Below are 20,615 nucleotides of genomic sequence, written 5' to 3' on the forward strand. Positions count from 1 at the left end.
CAATGAAAAAATTCGAATTTACTATAGCAGGTAACCGTTATAATGTGCACATTCAGGATTTCGAAGATTCTGTAGCTACCATTAATGTGAACGGAACTACTTATGAAGTAGAAGTTCATCAGGAAGTTAAAAAGAGTAAGACGCCTAAGTTGGTTCGGAAACCAGTGGAACGCAAACCGGGCGAAGGAGCAGTTCCGCAAAAAGCTACTGGTGCAGGTGCTGTCAAAGCGCCTCTTCCCGGTAATATCTTTAAAATCGAAGTGGCCGTGGGCGACATTGTCAAAAGAGGAGATGTGCTGATTGTGATGGAAGCCATGAAAATGGAAAATAACGTGTTGGCAGAAAAAGATGGAGTTGTAAAATCAATCAAGGTGGGGCTGGGAGATGCTGTTCTTCAAAATGACATTTTAATTGAATTTGAATAACATGAGAAAAGCGGCGACTATTTTTACCATACTGGCTTTGGTTTTCTGTCTTCAAATGGTATTTGGGACAGATGCTTTTGCTCAATTAAATACTGTTTCTGCGGAAACGGAAGGGTCCACTCTTCAGGGACTTCAAACCATGTGGGAATTCACTGGTTTTGCCAATGTTCAATTGGGTAATATTATCATGATAGTTGTGGGATTGTTTTTTATCTTCCTCGCAATTAAATTTGATTACGAACCTCTTTTGCTTATCCCTATCGGTACTGGAATTTTGTTGGGTAACATACCTTTTGTAGAGGGGTATAAAATCGGACTGTATGAGGAAGGTTCCGTGCTGAACTATCTGTACTTCGGTGTTAAACAGGGTGTTTATCCCCCCTTAATTTTTCTGGGAATTGGTGCAATGACAGACTTCTCGTCGCTGATTTCCAATCCGAAATTGATGATTTTGGGTGCTGCTGCACAAATTGGTATTTTTGCTACCTTTCTGGGTGCGTCCGCATTGGGTTTTACGCCTCAGGAAGCGGGAGCTATTGGTATAATTGGAGGGGCTGATGGTCCTACTGCGATCTTTTTGTCTTCTAAATTAGCTCCAGAGTTAATGGGGGCCATTGCGATAGCGGCGTATTCATATATGGCGTTGGTACCTGTAATTCAACCGCCAATCATGCGATTGATGATCCCGAAAAAGGAACGAGCAATTAAGATGAAACCGCCTCGCGCTGTTTCAAAAACAGAAAAAGTACTGTTCCCTTTAATTGGATTGCTGTTAACCACTTTTATTTCTCCTTCGGCATTGCCTCTTTTAGGTATGTTGTTCTTCGGAAATCTTTTGAAAGAATCCGGTGTGACGGAAAGATTGGCAGATACAGCCCGTAATTCTATGATTAATATTGTAACCATTTTGTTAGGTTTGACTGTAGGTGCCTCAACGCAAGCGGATTATTTCCTGACCACCGATTCGTTAAAAATATTCGGATTAGGGGCTTTGTCGTTTATGGTTGCCACCGCTGGCGGTTTGCTGTTTGCCAGACTGTTAAATGTCTTCCTGAAGACAGATAATAAGATCAATCCGCTTATTGGTGCGGCAGGAGTTTCTGCAGTGCCCGATTCGGCTCGTGTGGTTCAGCACGAAGGTTTAAAAACCGACCCGAACAACCACTTGTTAATGCATGCCATGGCGCCAAACGTATCCGGTGTGATTGGTTCTGCGGTAGCAGCGGGTATTATGCTCAGCTTTTTGTTGTAGTAAAGCATCTAGATTAACTAGACAGATATATCAATAAAAAAGACTGCTTCTTTGAGGCAGTCTTTTTTATTTGCTTGTGGTTTGTTGCTGAACCTTAATTGACAAGGCTGTTGTAATAATTTAATATCTTGGTAAGATCTTTTGGATTGTTGGCTTTAACCTTGTTTTCTTTCATATACTTTTTGATTTCTGTTTGTTTATCGGAGAATAAACTTAAGAGTCTTTTTTTGTTGCTCACTTCAATCAATATATTGCTTTTTGTATTGTTTGCATAATATCGAACTTTTTTCTCCCTAAAACTGGGGAGTTTGGCTTCCTGATATGCTTTGGCAACTTTGGCTTCCTGAAGCACCACCACTTTTTTTTGATATAGACCAACATTTTTATCAGATAAGACAACAAAGAATCCTTCCCGAATAACATTATCTTTCATCCATTGCTTTCTTTTGTATTTAAAGCCGTTGATAGTTACGGAATTAATAGGGAAGGATTTGGATAGTTCAAATTCGCCACTGTCAATTTTAATCTCCATAATATCTTTGTAGTTGTTATAGCGTAGAAGTAGGTCTGTAAATGTGCTGCCGTCTTCCATGGTTAGTGAACCCCGTCTAAACGATTTAGTTATGTAGGGACTACCTGAATAAAGTGCGTTCTGCTCTCCGTTGATCATCTTAGAATAACGAACCTTATTGTTGAAGTCAAAAAAACTCATTGAATTGTATACAGACCGGGACTCACCTTGCCCATAAGATATGATGGGGGTAAAAATGAGTATAAGTAGGGTGACGTAAATTGTTTTCATATGTTTTGTATTTATGGATTGAATAGCAAATGTATTAAAAATGATTATTCATAGTGAACGAATAAGTTAATAATTCGAAAAAAGCGATTACAAAAATTAACAAATAAAAATATAAATTTGCATAATTTAAAAATATTTTTAAATTTGTAGGTGGTTTAGATTGGTGCGTTCTGGTTGACATACTGAAAAAAAATAGTAAAAATTAAAACATTTTTGAAGTGCGCTTTGTTTTGGAGGTAAGCAGAGGTAATATATTAAAAAATATGAATCGGTTTATCTCAAAATAAGGGGGTGTTAGGGAGATAATTATAAAAGATGTAAGTTTGACCAATGAAACTAATGCAATTTAAATTCAAAAGTTTGATAAGTGAAATCATTTGCGAATTATGGAATTAATCAGAGGAATAATCAATTTCTAATTCGCGGCGTTTTTTAAGTGTTCATGAAATATTATATTTAAATTATATATTTGCCGATATATTTACAAATTATAAGTGTTCCCCCGCTTTTGTAGATAATTTAACTCACATAATGAAATACTAATTACAAAAACCTTTAATCGTATGGAAGTCGAAAATAAAATCTCAAAAAACTTATGAACAAATAGGCAACTTTTAGTTGTCTCTGGAAAATAATCTGACATAATGAAAGTGTCGGATTATGCAATATCGTGTGCTTTATATTTAGCATACTGTAGTTCATAAAAATTGCATTGTCTTTTTAATAAATACACAATTATTAATTTAAACCTTTTGTTTTATGCGGAAATTAGCATTATTTCTGTCACTGGTTCTATTTATAGGACTAGAGACTTTGACAGCCCAAACAAAAGCTGTTTCAGGAAAAGTGGTCGATAATTTTGGTGAATCGATTCCTGGAGTATCTATTGTCGTGAAGGGCACAACAATCGGGACTATTTCCCGTCCGGACGGTACATATACATTAAATGTACCAGAAGATGCAGCAGCCATCGTGTTTACTTTCGTTGGCATGAAAATGCAGGAAGTTCCTTTTACAGGACAATCTACTATTAATGTAACCATGGAATTGGATACCGAGGATATCGATGAGGTAGTAGTCACAGCTTTGGGAATTAAAAGAAGCCAAAAATCAATTGGTTATGCATCCACTTCGGTAGATTCGGAGGAATTAACCAAAACCAGAAGTTCAAGTATTATGGAAGGTATTGCCGGTAAAGTAGCCGGTGTGCAGATTACATCCAGTTCAAGTGATCCGGGAGCTTCTAATTCAGTTATCATTAGGGGTATTTCCTCTTTAGGGGGAAGTAACCAACCATTATATGTTATTAACGGTGTTCCAATGACCAATAACTCGAGTTCTAGTTCTTCGCTGGATGGAGGTTACGACTTTGGTAACGCAGCTAACTTGGTTAACCCTGATGATGTGGATGAAGTAACCATTCTGAAGGGTGCAGCGGCAACGGCATTGTATGGTTCGCGTGCAGCCAACGGTGTAATCATTATTACTACCAAATCAGGTGAAGGTAAAACGCAGGTAACGTTTAACTCATCCGTTGAATATTCAGATATACTAAGGTTACCGGAATTTCAGAACGATTTTGGTATGGGTTGGGATGCCCACCATACTTTAAACGAAAATGGAAGTTGGGGGCCTCGTTTGGATGGTTCAGAAAGGCTTTGGGGGTCTGTTTATAACAACTCGCAAAAACTTAAAGCTTTTGAAGCACAAGAGGATAATGTGAGAGACTTTTTTGATTACGGGAAAAGGTATAACAACTCCATTACACTTTCGGGAGGTAACGAAACTACAACGTATTATTCTTCTTTATCAATGATTGATCAAGATGGATTGGTTCCTACTGACATAGATTCATATAGAAAGTATACTGCAGCTTTTAACGGTTCGCACAAAATGGGTAGGCTAACCATTTCTTCTAATATCAATTACTCACAGCAAGATAATAATTTTGCTCAAACCGGTCAGGGGCTTACCATTATTAACTCATTGTATCAAACGCCGAGGGATATAAGTATTATTGGTCTTGCGGATTACGAAAACGACCCGTTTAACTCAGTAGACTATTACTACACGCCATATGGAATTACAAATCCGTATTACCTGATTAATGAAATGGAGGCCAGTTTTGAACAGAAAAAGGTATTTGGTAAAATGCAGTTTGACGTTGAATTAACAGATGATATAAATTTATTATATCGTTTTGGTCTGGACGTATCTGATAACGTTACAAAGATAGGTACACCTGAGGTTCAGGCAGCTGAAGGTACTCCAAATGCTGGTTCTTCAACAAACCAAGAAGGTACCGTAAACAAGGGTATGCAAAGAAGACATCAGTACAACCATGATTTCTTGGCTACTTATAGTAAACAATTCGAAGATTTAACGCTAGATTTTACTGGAGGTTTAAACATCAACGAAAGAAATTACAGTTCTGTTTCTGCAAGTGTAACAGGTTTAGATATTCCTGGATTCTACGATTTAAGTAACTCTTCGTCCACTCCGGTTGTAGATGAATACTATTATAAAAGAAGGATTGTAGGTCTTTTAGGAAACTTAGAACTGGGATACCGAAATATGTTATTCTTGTCTTTGTCGGCAAGAAATGACTGGTCTTCTACATTGCCTGAAGATAATAATAGTTTCTTCTATCCTGGCGCAACTATTAGTTTCTTGTTTAACGAGATTCTTCCTGATAATTTTAAGTCTGCAATAAGTTATGGTAAAGTGAGAATGGCTTATGGACAAACAGGTAACGATGCAGATCCATATGTATTGGATCCATACTTTAATGCAAGTAGCATTTATAATCCTTTTAGAAATTTGAATTTTCCGTTAGCCGGGCAGAATGCTTTTGAAGTAGGTAATGCCCTAGGTAATCAAGCTTTGGCACCGGAATTATCAACTGAATTTGAGTTCGGTTTGGAAATGAAGTTTTTCAACAACAGATTTGGTTTTGATGTGGCTTACTATGACAAAACTTCAGAGGATCAAATTTATAGTTTAGGTTTAGCTCCTTCTACCGGATATACAAGCCAGACAACTAATTTAGGAGAAATCTCCAATAAGGGTATTGAATTATTGGTTGAAGGTACCCCTGTCGAAACAAAAGATTTCTCATGGTATCTTGCCGTGAATTACTCGAAAAATGAGAATGAACTAGTTAGCCTGCCCGACGAATTGGGTAAGAAAATTAGTATCGGAGGACTATCTACGGTTGGATTTGTTGCACAGGTTGGATCTCCAATTGGTTTATATGAAGTAACAGTTCCTAAGTATAATGATGAAGGACAAATTATTGTAAATTCAGGCACAGGTAGACCGATCGCAGCCGACGAGAAGAAGGTTATTGAAGGAGCGGATTACGATTTTACGATGGGTATTACTAATACTTTTAGCTATAAGAACGTAAGCCTATCTATGGATTTAGATATTCGTGAAGGAGGTTTAATGTATTCGCGTACCGCAGATATTAACTACTTTACAGGTAATGCAATACAAACTACATACAATGACCGTCATACATTTATTGTTCCAAATTCGGTAAACGAGATTGACAATGGTGATGGAACATACTCTTATGTTGAAAATACGACACCTATTTCAAAGGAAGATATGGATGACTATTTTGCAGATGGTGCGGATAAGCTTGATGAAACGTGGTTGGTTGACAGATCATTTGTGAAGTTAAAAAGAGTAGCTTTAACATACGATATGCCTAAAAAATGGTTTGAGACTTTACCTATTACCGGGGCCACACTAACTGCTTACGGTAATAATTTGTTACTGTATACTCCTAAGGAAAACACTTTCATAGATCCAGAAACAACAACTTTTGGTAATGATTTAGTTGGTAAGTTTGGTGAGTTTACTGCGAATCCAACAACACGCAGTTGGGGTTTTAACTTGAAGTTGAACTTTTAAAAAAGGTAAATGATGAAGAAATTAATAATATTATTTTTAATTGGAGGAATCATTTCAAGCTGTTCAGATTATCTGGACGTAAATGATGATCCAAATGTTCCAACAGAAGTTACTACGGAATTAGTGCTTCCGGCTGCAGAGGCTTCGATTGCTGTACAAGTTGGAGGAATGCTATTTAATACAGGTGGTTTTTATGCACAATATTGGTCACAAGCTCCCGAAGCTAACCAATATAACGACTTGGATAAATTTAACTTAAAAACTGATTTTTTAGATAACGTTTATACCGAGTTGTATGCCGGAGCTTTAAATGATTTGGAGTATATCAGGACGACAGCTATGGCTCAGGATGACCCTGGCAATTACTTGGCTGCTACTGTCCTTAGGGCTTATACGTTGCAATTGTTGGTTGACTTAATTGACCGAACTCCGTACAGCGAAGCTTTACAAGGGACTGATGTTCTAAGTCCAATGTTTGAAGATGGAAAGACTATTTATGATGGAATCGTAACTGAAATAGATGATGCACTTACCGGAATTGAAAGTGGAGCATCAGTAGCAGCAACTGATATGTTGCTTGGTGGTAGCGTGGATGAGTGGATTGGGTTTGCGAATGCTATGAAACTAAAGATTTTTATGCGTCAAAGCGAAACATCGTCAAATCATTCTTCTGATATTCAGGCGTTATTAACAGCAAATAATTTTATGACCATGGATGTTAAATTTGCATCCTTTTCTGATGAGCAAAACAAGAGAAACTCATGGTATGATACGGAAGTGGATCGATTGGGTGGAGTTAACCACGTGGCTACTAGGAATATTATATCTTACATGTCAAGTAAAGCTGACCCAAGGATTAGCAAGATTTGGAAACTAGCTACTGCTACGGATAGTTACGAAGGTAATTTCCCCGCAGGAAAAACGATTCCTGGAATTAAAAACGAAGATTTTAGTTTCCCATTAATGACGGCTACAACACCTATTTATCTGTATACACAGGCTGAATTGCAATTGTTTATTGCAGAAGCGGAATTAAGATATAATAGCGATGTTGCTGCAGCAGAAGCGGCCTATCAAAAAGCCATTGATGCCAGTTTAGCATTACATGGTATTGCCACTCCAGGCTCAGATTTATACGGAGACGGCAAGCCTTACGAATTTGATGGAACCAGAAAGCAGATTGCTATGCAAAAATGGGTATGTCTGGCAATGGTTAACCATATCGAATCATGGTTTGAAACAAAGAGGACAGAGTTTCCTAGTGTTTGTTCTAGTAATGCAGCAGATATTATTGCTGATCCTTCATTATATACAGCGGGAGATAGAATTTATCTGTACGAAAATACTTTGGGTACTAATGCATGGTTGACAAGGTTCTTTTATCCTGATGTGGCTATTACAAGAAACCAGAATGTACCGACTCAAGCTAAATTGACCGATAAAGTTTGGTGGGATCAAAATTAATCTAGAAAGGATAAGACATGAAAAAGATATTATTTTACTTATTTTCATTGGCCTTGATTTTTCAAGGTTGTGAGAAGAATGTATCCACTGAAGATACATCAAGGATTACCTACTATGCTAATTTAGATTTGTTGGGATCAACAGATTATATTTTAGAGGTAGGAGGGACTTATAATGAACCTGGGTATGAAGCGGACATAAATGGCGTAGACGTTAGTGGTGATGTAGTTGTTACAGGTACGGTAGATGTGAGTACAGCCGGTTATTATCCATTGACTTATTCTGTTGCAAACGAAGATGGATACGAAAAAACAGCATCTCGTAATGTATTTGTTTTACCTGCCGGATTATCTGCTACTGATGCTTCAGGTGTATTCACAGGATTACGTGTAGGGCGAACTGAAGTAGCAAGCGGTTGTACCATTACTAAACTAGCTGAAGGTTTCTATTACGCATCTGATTTCTTCGGTGGTTATTACGAGTTTATCGCTGGTTATGGTTCTGCATACAGATTACCAACCTATTTTGTAATTAATGCAGATAATACATTGGAGGCATTAACTAACAGTTCTCCATGGGGGCCATGGCCGGTAAAAGAAGGCTTGTTCAACCCTGCAACTGGTGGTTTTACCTATCAGGTATGGAACGGTACGTTCCATTTTGATGTTGTATTAACAAAAGAGTAGGTCAATTAAATTATAAAATTAGTAATATGAAAAAGTATATAAAGATAATTGGCACGTTAATGGTTTTCAGCGTTCTGTTCGTAGCTTGCCAAGAAGATTTGGAAATTGGAGATGCTGGTGCCAAAACCCTTTCGGGCGATTGGGTGGTTAGCGAGTACGACCTGGATATGAATAACCTTTATGGTCCTTATACATTGCAGATTTACAATACTTCAATGGATGAAGATTCTATTTGGATAGATAACATATACGATAGTGGTTATAAAATTAAAAGTGGAAAACTTTCAGAAACAACTTTCGGGGCTACAGGAATGTTTGATGTTACCGGAGAATTTGAAAATGAAATTGATATTTCTGAAGCAAAAGTAATCGATAATGACAGTATCATTTTTAGAGTTACTCTATACAATGAAGATGGTACCATTTACGACGATTACTATGAAGCAGGTACCCGATATACTGGCTGGTAATTCAACCAATATTAATTTTATTAAACCCAAAACAACTAAGCTGTGGTGGGACACATAGATTAAAGGTTTAGTTGTGTGAGTGGGGGCAGATCCGCCGGATCTGCCCTTTGCAATGAAAACTCCGGGTATGGCTTTATGTCGTGCCCGGAGTTTTTTGTTTATACGTGATAGACCCTACCCTAAATCCTATAAAAAGCTTCATTTTTTATCTATATTTAAAAGAAAAGGATTAATGGTAAGTTGCATAACTACAGTGCTGTACGATAAATAATGTTTATATTTTTTGCGAAATGATATAAATTCCTTGAAATTGCAATCAGTTTAAATAAATATAAAACTGTATGTTATACCATTTTAATAATGAAGCTCGGTATAATGCCGATGCCTGTCCCGATCTTCACGTTGGGATATTAATGAATCGTGCTAAGAAGCGTGGTGAACTTAGCACTAAACTCATTAAACAATCGGTATTACAAAAAATAACCTGGGGATTTGTTTTGCTCTCCATTTTAGTTTTAAGCGGTTGCCAATGCCCACACGAAGGAAGGCATGTTGAAAGCGTGGAACTAACCCCATATGGTTTACTTGTGGAAACAAATGAAAGCGATATTCTTCTTAAACCGCTCTCTGAGCATTCCATAGAAGTGGAATATTTAATCGAAGGACACAAGAATCCCGCATCATATGCCTTAATTGATTATGACGAAGGAAATATCAATACAAATTTCGAAGAGGATAGGAAACAGGTTATGTTTTCAACAGAGGGCATTACCATAAAAATCCAAAAATGTCCTTTAAAATTATCCTACTTTCAAAAGGATAAGCTGCTTTTTTCTGAAGAGAAAGGATTGGTATTTAACGATTCTATAAAAGGATTTAGAATAAAGCTTCAGCCCGGGGAAAAACTGATGGGTGGAGGAGAACGTGTGTTGGGTATGAACCGCAGAGGCAACAGGCTTCGCTTGTATAACCAGGCCAGCTATGGCTATGGCACACATGCCGAACTAATGTACTACTCCTTGCCCATTGTTATTTCTTCGAATAAATACATGCTGCTGTTCGATAACACTGCAGATGGATATTTGGATTTGGGTAAGACGGAAGAAAGTATCCTTCAGTTTGAAACAGTAGGTGGCAGGATGAGTTATGTGCTTACAGCTTCAGACGATTGGCAAGAGCTGACAGAAAACTATACAGAAGTAACAGGGCGTCAACCTATGCCACCTCGGTGGGCTTTGGGTAATATAAGCTCCCGTATGGGGTATCGAAATCAGAAGCAAGTAGAACAAGTGGTTGAAGAGTACCTTAAGCAAGATTTCCCTTTGGATGGAATTGTGTTGGATTTGTATTGGTTTGGTCCCGACCTGAAAGGCCACATGGGAAATTTGGAGTGGGATAAGAAAGCTTTTCCTGAGCCTGAAAAAATGTTAAAAAAAATCAAGGATAAGGGGGTAAAAACAGTTCTGATAACCGAACCGTTTATTCTTAAGGAAAGTGGGAAATACCAGGAATGTGCTGAACAGAATCTTCTTGGAACGGATTCCTTGGGGCAGCCATATATTTACGATTTCTATTTTGGAACCACGGCTTTGCTCGACATCTTTAAGCCTGAAACAAAAAAGTGGTTTTGGCATATTTATAAAAAACACACCGTAAGTGGCGTTGATGGCTGGTGGGGCGATTTAGGTGAGCCTGAAGTTCACCCAGATAGCTTGCTGCATGTTAATGGTCCTGCTAACGAGGTGCATAACGCCTATGGACATGAGTGGGCTAAAACAGTTTATGATGGATTTAGCAAGGATTTTCCGGATAGGCGTCCTGTGATATTGATGCGTGCCGGTTATGCGGGCTCGCAACGTTACGGGATGATTCCATGGTCGGGGGATGTTAGCCGATCGTGGGAAGGTTTGCAACCTCAGGTTGAGGTTTCTTTGCAAATGGGAATGCAGGGATTGGCATATATGCACTCCGATTTGGGAGGCTTTGCAGGCGATTACGAAGATGCGGAACTATATACCCGTTGGTTGCAATATGGCGTTTTTCAGCCGGTGTACAGAACCCACGCCCAGGAAGATGTCCCACCAGAACCGATCTTTTGGGATAAGCAAACTAAAAATATCACCCGTAGGTATATAAAATTGCGTTATGCATTAACTCCCTATTTATATACCATGGCCTACCAAAACAGTACTCAAGGTACGCCTCTTATGCGACCATTGTTTTATTTGGGTGACAACACCGATAGGATTGAAGAAAAGAATTCCTATTTGTGGGGAGAAAACATTTTGGTTGCTCCGGTCACCCAAAAAGGAGTAACGGAATGGAATGTTAATTTCCCATCTGGAAGCAATTGGTACAATTTCTTCACGGGAAAAAAGTATGAAGGTGGCAAAAGAAAGACAGTGCCAGTGAATATAAAGGATATTCCTGTGTTTGTTAAAGGAGGTTCGTTTATTCCCATGGTTCCCGAGTTTAAGAATATGGAAGAATACCATACGGACAAATTGATTCTTCATTATTATTATGATTCAAGTTTGATGCAGTCAGCAGGTTTTATGTACGAGGATGACGGAAAAACAAATAACAGTTGGAAGAACCATCAATTTGAGAAACTGCATTTTAAATCGGAAAATACAAAAGGAGGTGTGGCTGTAACCATTACAAGAGAGGCATACGATTATAAAGAAAAACCTGAAAGCAGGGATATTTCATTGGTTGTTCATAATGTTGAAGCAGAACCTAAGAGTTTACTGGTTAATAATCAAATAAAGAATTTTTCATGGGATGCGGAAATCAAGGAATTAATTGCTGATTTTAATATGGTGAGTGATAAGGTTGAAATTGAAATTAAGTAAGTAATGTCAATCAAGAGCTAGAAAAAGTGTTCAACCCATTCATGGTAGTGATTCACAGTGGCTTTGTTACCTGGGTTTCACCCAGGGTTATTCAAGGTAAAACCACTCCGTGGTTGATTTACATGAGCTTTCTTTTTTTGTAAACAAGGTAAGTTACACTAGAAATCCCGAATGGGTTAAACTATGAATAATCACGGGTAAAACCCGTGGAAACTTAAGCCTCTATATCCAGAACCCTGAAAGGGTTCAACTCTTTATTCGGATTAGTAATTAATCGTATTTTTCCGTTTTTTAACGTAAAGCCTTGTAATGATTGTTAGCTAGATTAGCCTCTTTAAAAAGGTTGTGTTAAAAGATAGAAAAGAGTAACTAAAACTATTCACTTTGGTAAAATTAAAGTAATAATGAAAAAACTAATTTACATATCAATCATTGCAACATTAATCGCTGCATGTTCAACAGCTAAAAATGAACAAAAACAACTAGAGCCCAGGCAGAAAAAAGCCGTGGTTTACCAGGTATTCACCCGTTTGTTCGGAAACACCAACACCAACAACAAGCCCTGGGGAACCATTGAGCAAAATGGTGTGGGAAAATTCAACGATTTTACGGATAAGGCATTGGGCGAAATTAAGAAGTTGGGCGTAACCCATATCTGGTACACTGGTGTTCCGCACCATGCAACCATTACCGATTACACGGATTACGGAATTTCCAATGACGATCCGGATGTGGTGAAAGGTCGGGCAGGTTCGCCTTATGCCGTAAAGGATTATTACCAGGTAGACCCGGATATGGCTGTTGACCCGTCCAACCGCATGGAAGAATTTGAGGCTTTGATTGAGCGCACCCACAAACAAGGCATGAAGGTGATTATAGATATTGTGCCCAACCACGTGGCCCGTCACTATGAAAGTCTAAATAATCCTGACGGTATAAAAGACTTTGGAGCGGAGGATAATACATCTGTTGAATACGCCCAAAAAAACAATTTCTACTACATTCCCAATGAATCGTTTAAGGTACCCGAAGCTATGGAGGGTTATAAGCCGCTTGGAGGGGAAAAGCATGCTTTGGCTGACGGAAAATTCGCAGAATACCCGGCCAAATGGACAGGTAACGGTTCCCGACTCGCACAACCCGGCCATTACGATTGGTACGAAACGGTAAAGGTGAACTACGGGGTAAGGCCTGATGGAACCTTTGATTTTGATGTCTTACCCGATAATTATGAGACAAAAGATTACCGGGTACATTATACGTTTTGGCAAGGTAAAGAACTGCCTGATTCCTGGATCAAGTTTAGAGACATTGCGTTCTTCTGGTTAGATAAAGGAGTGGATGGCTTCCGGTACGACATGGCAGAGATGGTTCCCGTTGAGTTTTGGAGTTTTATGAATTCGTCTGTTAAAATGAAAAATACCGATGCTTTCTTGTTGGCAGAGGTTTATCAACCTGGACTATATAGAGACTATATTTTGAAAGGTAAGATGGATTACCTGTACGACAAAGTAGATTTATACGATACCCTAAAGCACATTATGCAGGGGCATGGTTCTACGGATCATATTGCACCAATCCAACATAAGTTGGCTGATATTGAACATCATATGCTTCACTTTTTAGAGAACCATGACGAACAACGTATCGCTTCCCCTGAATTTGCAGGAGATGCCCGCAAAGGAATGCCTGCCATGGTGGTTTCGGCTACACTAAGCACGTCGCCAACCATGCTGTATTTCGGGCAAGAAGTGGGAGAGCCAGGAGCCGAGGATGCAGGTTTTGGATCACATTCCCGCACTTCTATTTTCGATTATATTGGCGTGCCACATCACCAGCGCTGGATGAACAACGGAAAATTCGATGGCGGTCAGTTAAGTGAAGACGAAAAAGAATTGCGTGATTTCTATAAAAGACTAATGACTTTTACAGCCCAAAGTGATGCTTTAATGGGTGACTATGCGGATATTCATGCATATAACAGAAATGAAACCAAAGGATATACCAACAAAGTTTATTCCTGTGTTCGTTGGAGAGAAGATGAAAAGCTTATCATCGTATCTAATTTTAATACTAAAGAAGGCTACGAATTTGAATTAAAATTACCCGTAGAACTGGTAAGAAAGATGGATTTGAAGGATGGAGAGTATGCTGCAATTGATCAATTGTATCAAATAGAAAAAACAACATTAACAATAAATGGAGGAATTGGGGTTATGAAGGTAAAGATAGCTCAGTTGCAATCGTTTATTTTTAAATGGAGTTAGTTTCAGAGGTAAAACAATTCGGGGCGCGACTGTCAGTCACACCCCGAGTTTAATGCATAAGAACCAATGACTATTATACTAATCTAGCTACATCCACCTTTAACACGGGTCGCTTTTTTCTGCACAGGTTTGTCCAGGTTGGCCACGGCCTCTCCAATTTCCTTCATCTTAACTCCAGCCTCTTTTCTAAAGGTAAATATTTCCACATCTGACTTGGAACTGCTTTCGCTAACATCAGCAAGCTGAAAGTATTGTTTGTTAAATTCGTCCGCTGTTAGATTCAGTGCAAAATTATCCGATTTACCAAAATATTTGGATACCATGCAGGCACGTTGCGATTGGTAAATATCGGCCCCATAAAAAACATTGGTTTTAATGTTCTGTATGACAATATCCAGGTTTTCAAGGTTGGGCATTTCATCCAATGGAATATTGATTGCTGTTGGTATATGAAAGGCTTTAAATTCTTCTGGTGTACGCACGTCAATCACATTATATTTGTAATATTGATTCGTCAGTTCATAGGCCAATTTATCGGCATCCATCATTTTAGGGTTGCACTCACCTGCGGCAATTTTTTCATCAATACGCGTGTTCATTACCTCGGTTCTGTTGGGCGTAATTATCACCGTTAGAACAATCAGAACAGGTGTTGCCACGATGATAGAATTTTTAATGATAGCTGGTTTAAACCATTTGGTTTCTTTGCCATTAATTCTATTCTCGATCATTTGAGTGATGACAAAGGCAAAAGCTGCAATTAATATCATAATTACACCAAATACCTCACGGGTAAGGCCAAACTGCTCAAACATTAAAACAGGCCCCCAGTCTTCGGCTATATATAAATCTTTCCATAGCGGGAATCCTTCGCCAAAAATAAAAATACCAATGGTTCCACCCAGCAAGAAAGCCCATCCGTCCACCCGGCCCGTGGCAGCAGCACAAGCACTTGTGCCCGGGCAAAAACCACCAATGATAAATCCTAGCCCCATAATTCCTCCGCCAACTAATGCAGAATAAAGGAAGGTAGGGTTGATATAGATAATACTAACATCAAGAAGGTTAAGGTGGTTTAAAACAATGATACCCACCATGGCAGTGATACCTGCCGTAAAGAACACTCTGAGGACTGTAAAATCGTATCCGTAAAACAAGCCCACCAATTTTTTTGTGGAAGCAAAACCAGCTTGCTCCAACGCAAATCCAAACCCGATTCCAATAACCAGGGCAATAATATAATTAAACTCACCACTTATAATATCTGGTACTAACGGTCCCATAACTATTGTTTTTTAATCCATAAACCTCTAAAAAAATACGCTGTCATATAGGCCATCCCAAAAATGGCCAACATAGTAATGATACCGCCAAACGACATGACGGCCATTCCACTAAGGGCAGAGCCAGATGTGCAACCACGTCCTAATTGGCTACCAAAACCAAACAAAGCACCACCTGCAATTGCGGCTATTATTCGGGTTCTGTTTTTAACCCCATGTCCTTTCTCTAATTTAAGAGATACTCTATTGGCAGCTACAGCTGAAATAAAAGCGCCTATTAAAACGCCCAATACCTCAAAAACCAACCACGATTTCATAGGGCCTTCGGGGTGAGATTCATTATAATCGGCATAGTACGCGGTGTTATCGGCATGCTCGGGGGCAACGCTGTTTACCGTTTGCATCACCACGCTCTTAAAGGCCCCACTGGCCCCAAGTCCACGACCAGTAATGTAAATAGCCGCTAAGAGGACAAATCCTAGAAAGAATCCGGCCAAATACGGATTCATATATTTTTTTGGTGCTTCACTCATTTTCTTCGGTTTTAGACGATTTTAGTTTTACGTTTGCTAATTCATCATTCGCTGCGGCCGTGCCGGCGTCTTCAAGGTCTTCATAACCCGTGATCATTGCTTTAATGTTGGCAGTCACGGTATGGCCTGTAGTGGTCATGTACACGTGTACTACAACAAAAGCCATTAAAAGGAACGCTCCCAAAGTGTGGATAACAGCGATCCATTCCAATGGGATATTTAGAGCCACAACTATGTCGTTTACATCAAACGATTTATAATACATATATAACAGTCCGGATAGTATGACCATAGGTGCCATCACCAATTTAAAACCAAGGTATACCACGGCCTGCAGTGGATTCAGCTTTTTGCGGGCCGATTTGATGGTGGGGTGTGGCTCGCCTCTAAACATGCCCACTGTGTAATAGCGAATCTGTGCTTGCAGCTTCGAAAAGGTTGGAATATACTGCTTCCATTCCCCTGTAGTAAAATGCCAGAAGATACTAAAGACGATAAGTCCCAGTAACAGGTACGATGAGGTACGGTGGAACAAGACGGCCTTTTCAAACCCGAACAACTGAAACGAATCATGTATCTCAAAACCTGTTAAGGCCAGGAAAAATATCAAGGCAGCCTGGCTCCAGTGCCAGAACCTTTCAAATGTTTTATATATATATACTTTAGCCATATCGGTTATTTTAAAATCTTAAAACTCTGTCTAATTTTCAATATTTATCTCCTCTGCTTCCATTTCGTTTTTTCTAAACGAATTAATCAATCGGGCCAAGGCATGAAACGATACCCCAATCAGCGATCCCCAGAATAACAGGTTACCGATCAAATCGATCCATCTGTTCCGATCCCGTCCCGGCATATAAAAACCGTTCAGTGAAGCCAGACGTCCATTGTGGCTTGTGTGACAATCGACGCAAGCCAGGGCTTGATCTTTAGGCGCAACCATGTGATTAATGGGCCAGTACATTTCGGTTTCTACAAAATCGTATTTTCCGCTATAGGGTAATCCTATGCGTTTCATTCCTGCTTCGGCAGCAAGGTTCCAGTCAAAGTCCACCCAAAAGGCACTATCTCCCTTAGCTGGAGAATAAAGCTTGGGTTGAATCAGCATATGGGTTTCCGGATCGTATATCTGGTCTCCTTTGTGCACTTTAACAGGATATATCTTGGAATGAATATCATTTACTGATCCTAACAATCGGTTTACCTGAACAGGTATCGTATCTATCTTGTCTCCAATTACGTAATGCTGTGCATGGCCATTAAACCAGAAGTAATCTGGTTCTACGTTATTTCCCCATTCGAACTCGCCTTTAATGGAAAGATAAGTATGGTTTCCTAAGGAATCTTCTTCGTGATAGGGTTGTCCATCTTTCATTTTGCCGGATTCGGACCAGCGCCAGGCCATTTTTGTTGAGTTTACTTTTGCATAAGTCGGTATATGGCAAGTTTGACAAGCAATCTTGTTGCCATGACGGTTTAGCATATCGTCCAGGTGGGGACGGGATGTGTGGCACTCTTCGCAGTTCATCCTGTTTACATCGGTAGAGGATACTGAGTATAGTTTTCCTTTGATGTTGTGTTTTTCATCACCATGGCAGTCAACACAGGTCATACCCATGCCATTTTGAGCCATATGTACATCCACATTCCTGTCGCAGGCCAATAAGGCTTCCTCCAGGTCGCCATGTTTAACATTGTTTCCACCACCACTATAAAAGTGACAACTGCCACAATTCACATTGTTGGGTCGCCCAACGCTTTGCGCCACCTTCGAAAGGTTAACGCTTCTGTCCGGGTAACCTGCCATAGCCGCACCTTTGAAGTATTCTTCACTGTTATCGTGACAAACCATGCAATCCACGTTTTTTGCATTACTAAAATCGAACGTGTTGCTGTTCATCCCAAATCCAATGTGACACGCGGCACAAGCTTGCTCGTTACTGTTTGAACCAATACAGAAATTGTTGATCACATTCTTTTTGCCAATCTTGGAAATGCCCTTTCCTTCTACATAAGCTACCCTTTCCCAGTTCCAGTGGCTGGAGTGGATGATTTCTTCGTGCCTTTTGTTGTGACACTGTAAACAAGCTAATGTAACATCTTGTGGTGTTTCGAATTCTTGATTGAGAATTTCAAATTGTGTATGATCCACAGAAGGCTTTTTCTTGGTGGCATACTCTTGCTTTAATTTGAATTGCGACAGGTTCAAAGGCTCTGGTTGATGCATCAAATTCACCGATACGAGCACAATTACTGTTATTACAATTACGTAGATTATAACTCTGTTCATAGACGCTTAATTTATTTCTAATGAATGGGTTTGATGAAATTAAAGAAATATTAAGTAACGATCAAATTCTAATTCTGATACGTGAGATTCATTCAAAAGTATACAATTATATAGATATATTTAATGGGATATATGTGGATTTGTGTAATTTATATTGAGTCTGTTTAAGGATAAGGGGTAAGGTGCTAGTAGTGTGGAATATTCGGATGGAGCGAAGATATGAAAATACAAAGAACAGAACGGTATGGACTTCGACGATTGTTGCAATAAGTTTAAAATATTTCTGCTTATTGAACATTTATCCAATTGAGGGGTATTAGTTATCCTAGTTATATGCAAGCGGAAAGGGTGGAGCTGAAGCTAATAATTAGGATATACAGTGGAGGGATTAGGAATTGCAACGGTTTTCAGGGCGTTGCAGTTTTTAAATTTATAAGTTTAAAACATAAACAAACATCTAATGAATACAGGAAAGGAACCTTTTTCGGAATACTTAGAATCTTTTAAAGAAACATTAAAAAACGTATTTTATCGAAGGGATAATATTGAACAATTTATACAAAAGAGGGGATTTCCGGCGTTGGTGCTAAGAGATATTATGGCGCAAAATCCATTGTCGGTTGGCGTTCCCAAAGAATATGGAGGTAGGGGCGTGGTGATGAAAGAGTGTTTGGGAATGATGGATGCAGCTTCGTACGAATCGTTGCCTCTTTCGTTGACATTTGGAATTAATATTGCCTTGTTCTTGGAACCTGTCGGAAAATATGCGGGAGAAGAGGCCAAAAAAAGTGTCTTTAACCGGTTTATGACCCAACAAAATATGGGTGGATTAATGATAACCGAACCTGATTATGGCAGTGATGCTTTAGGGATGCAAACATCTTGTGTTCAGAGGGGGGCCAATTATCACCTTAAAGGGACCAAGCATTGGCAGGGGTTAACCGGTTTGGCCGACTACTGGTTGATTACCTCAAGAAAGAAATTAGATTATGGCAATTTGGCCCGTGACATTGATTTTTTTATTTGTGATGTGCAGCAACCCAACCAACATATACAGGTGGAAGAATACTACAATAACCTTGGGCTTTACCCTATTCCTTATGGTAAAAACAAGATAGATGTAATTATACCGGAAAGCTATAAGTTACGTCCGGAATCTTCAGGACTTAATTTGATGATGGATCTCTTGCATCGCAGCCGTTTTCAATTCCCGGGCATGGGTATGGGTTTTATAAGAAGAATGCTAGACGACGCGATTCAACATTGCAAAGATCGGGTAGTTGGCGGAAAACCACTAATTAAGCTGGATCAGGTTCAACACCAGATCAATAAGATACAAAGTGCGTTTACGGTTTGTTCGGCCATGTGCACCCGTAGTGCAGCACATGCAGGGGTAGAAAAGAATCTGTCACCCGACGCCATCGAGGCCAATAGCATGAAGGCTTATGTGACTGACCTGATGCAGTCTTCGGCTCAAATTCTAACGCAACTTAAAGGGGCCAACGGATATAAGGCGGAAAGTGTGAGTTCCCGGGGAATTATAGACTCAAGACCATTTCAAATATTTGAAGGTTCTAATGATATGTTATATACACAAATATCAGAGTTGGTTAATAAGTTGATGATACGGAAGAAAACAACTAATTTATCTGCTTTCTTAAAAGATTATGAGCTAACAAAAGGTGTGGCAGGGCATTTTAAATCGGCACTTAACTTTATTTTGGAACCTAAACTTAGTCAGCGTAAACATGTCGATTTAGGTAAGATAATCAGCAGGGTAGTATCTGCAAATCTTGTTTTAAATATGGCAAACAATGGTTTTCGAAGTGATTTGATCAATAACTGCATTGATAGCTTAAAACATGAGGTATCTATGTTAGTGAGTTCATATAAATATGAAACAAGTATTAAAACCATTGAAGATTATAAGGAGTCGGGAACCTGGTTATCGCTTGTGTAGATAGATATACTTTGTATTTTACGATTAAATAAAGAGGATTTGCTTTGTGCTTATCCTCATTTGGTGTGCCGTGCATGGAATGAAAGCTTTTTACCTTACCGGAGCGGGGAGTTTTCATGGACGTATTGAAACAATAGTGTGATGAATGGTCGAAAAGGGTTTGTTGTGAGAAGCCAGCCGATGGCACAGTATTTATTGTTATGATCGGTTTAGTTTTGCTTCTAATATATAAACCCGCAATATGCATTAGAAAATCTATTACACATTGAAATTGTTTCAAAACAGGACACTCCGCTGCTTCAACGCACCAAACGATGCTCCCGAAAGTAATCCATAGCCGTTAACTTTAGCCATTAAAAATTAAATTAATTATTTCTGGATGCGTTTGTTTTTTCAATCTCTTTTCA

At 39.1% G+C, this 20,615-nt stretch carries 14 protein-coding genes; 9 read left to right on the plus strand and 5 right to left on the minus strand.

The window, feature by feature from the left end; all coding sequences use genetic code 11:
• The first annotated feature begins 2 nt into the window (after window positions 1-2).
• On the plus strand, window positions 3-425 hold the full coding sequence (locus ACT29I_RS21600; protein ID WP_430935137.1) for a biotin/lipoyl-containing protein: 423 nt from the start codon (window positions 3-5) through the stop codon (window positions 423-425).
• 1 nt (window position 426) lies between these two features.
• A complete protein-coding gene (locus ACT29I_RS21605; protein WP_430935139.1) occupies window positions 427-1,677 on the plus strand; it encodes a sodium ion-translocating decarboxylase subunit beta in 1,251 nt (416 codons plus the stop codon).
• 94 nt (window positions 1,678-1,771) lie between these two features.
• Here the strand turns inward: ACT29I_RS21605 and ACT29I_RS21610 are convergent, their stop codons facing one another.
• Window positions 1,772-2,479: a hypothetical protein gene (locus tag ACT29I_RS21610; protein ID WP_430935141.1), complete on the minus strand. Its 708-nt coding sequence runs from the start codon at window positions 2,477-2,479 to the stop codon at window positions 1,772-1,774.
• Window positions 2,480-3,238: 759 nt separating this feature from the next.
• Between ACT29I_RS21610 and ACT29I_RS21615 the strand changes: the two genes are divergently transcribed.
• The 6 genes from ACT29I_RS21615 (at window position 3,239) to ACT29I_RS21640 (ending at window position 14,142) form a co-directional block, all read left to right on the plus strand.
• On the plus strand, window positions 3,239-6,400 hold the full coding sequence (locus tag ACT29I_RS21615; RefSeq protein WP_444794382.1) for a SusC/RagA family TonB-linked outer membrane protein: 3,162 nt from the start codon (window positions 3,239-3,241) through the stop codon (window positions 6,398-6,400).
• Between the two features lie 9 nt (window positions 6,401-6,409).
• Window positions 6,410-7,864, plus strand: a complete 1,455-nt coding sequence (locus ACT29I_RS21620) for a SusD/RagB family nutrient-binding outer membrane lipoprotein (protein ID WP_444794383.1) — start codon at window positions 6,410-6,412, stop codon at window positions 7,862-7,864.
• Between the two features lie 17 nt (window positions 7,865-7,881).
• Window positions 7,882-8,550, plus strand: a complete 669-nt coding sequence (locus tag ACT29I_RS21625) for a BT_2262 family domain-containing protein (RefSeq protein WP_444794384.1) — start codon at window positions 7,882-7,884, stop codon at window positions 8,548-8,550.
• 26 nt (window positions 8,551-8,576) lie between these two features.
• Window positions 8,577-9,020 carry a lipid-binding protein gene (locus ACT29I_RS21630; protein WP_444794385.1) on the plus strand — a complete coding sequence of 148 codons (444 nt, stop codon included), beginning with the start codon at window positions 8,577-8,579 and terminating at the stop codon, window positions 9,018-9,020.
• 341 nt (window positions 9,021-9,361) lie between these two features.
• A complete protein-coding gene (locus ACT29I_RS21635; protein ID WP_444794386.1) occupies window positions 9,362-11,875 on the plus strand; it encodes a TIM-barrel domain-containing protein in 2,514 nt (837 codons plus the stop codon).
• Between the two features lie 404 nt (window positions 11,876-12,279).
• On the plus strand, window positions 12,280-14,142 hold the full coding sequence (locus ACT29I_RS21640) for an alpha-amylase family protein (RefSeq protein WP_444794387.1): 1,863 nt from the start codon (window positions 12,280-12,282) through the stop codon (window positions 14,140-14,142).
• An 83-nt stretch (window positions 14,143-14,225) separates the two neighbouring features.
• On the opposite strand, the gene ACT29I_RS21645 is transcribed toward ACT29I_RS21640, so the two are convergent.
• From ACT29I_RS21645 to ACT29I_RS21660, 4 genes are read right to left on the minus strand one after another with little or no spacing between them, the layout of a single operon-like run.
• Window positions 14,226-15,425 (minus strand): YeeE/YedE thiosulfate transporter family protein, encoded by a 1,200-nt coding sequence (locus ACT29I_RS21645; protein WP_444794388.1) that lies wholly within the window; start codon window positions 15,423-15,425, stop codon window positions 14,226-14,228.
• A gap of 2 nt (window positions 15,426-15,427) precedes the next feature.
• Window positions 15,428-15,958, minus strand: coding sequence for a YeeE/YedE thiosulfate transporter family protein (locus tag ACT29I_RS21650; RefSeq protein WP_430935157.1), 531 nt, complete (start codon window positions 15,956-15,958; stop codon window positions 15,428-15,430).
• Complete coding sequence (locus tag ACT29I_RS21655) at window positions 15,951-16,628, minus strand: cytochrome b/b6 domain-containing protein (RefSeq protein ID WP_430935159.1); 678 nt, start codon at window positions 16,626-16,628, stop codon at window positions 15,951-15,953. The genes ACT29I_RS21650 and ACT29I_RS21655 overlap by 8 nt, the downstream gene beginning before the upstream one ends.
• 30 nt (window positions 16,629-16,658) lie before the next feature.
• Complete coding sequence (locus ACT29I_RS21660; RefSeq protein ID WP_444794389.1) at window positions 16,659-18,248, minus strand: tetrathionate reductase family octaheme c-type cytochrome; 1,590 nt, start codon at window positions 18,246-18,248, stop codon at window positions 16,659-16,661.
• A 460-nt stretch (window positions 18,249-18,708) separates the two neighbouring features.
• On the opposite strand from ACT29I_RS21660, the gene ACT29I_RS21665 reads away from it, so the two are divergent.
• Entirely contained in the window at window positions 18,709-20,208 is a 1,500-nt protein-coding gene (locus ACT29I_RS21665; protein WP_444794390.1) for an acyl-CoA dehydrogenase family protein, read from the plus strand.
• Window positions 20,209-20,615: the final 407 nt, after the last annotated feature.

The organism is Saccharicrinis sp. GN24d3 (genome assembly GCF_052400645.1).
GTDB lineage: Bacteria > Bacteroidota > Bacteroidia > Bacteroidales > Marinilabiliaceae > Saccharicrinis.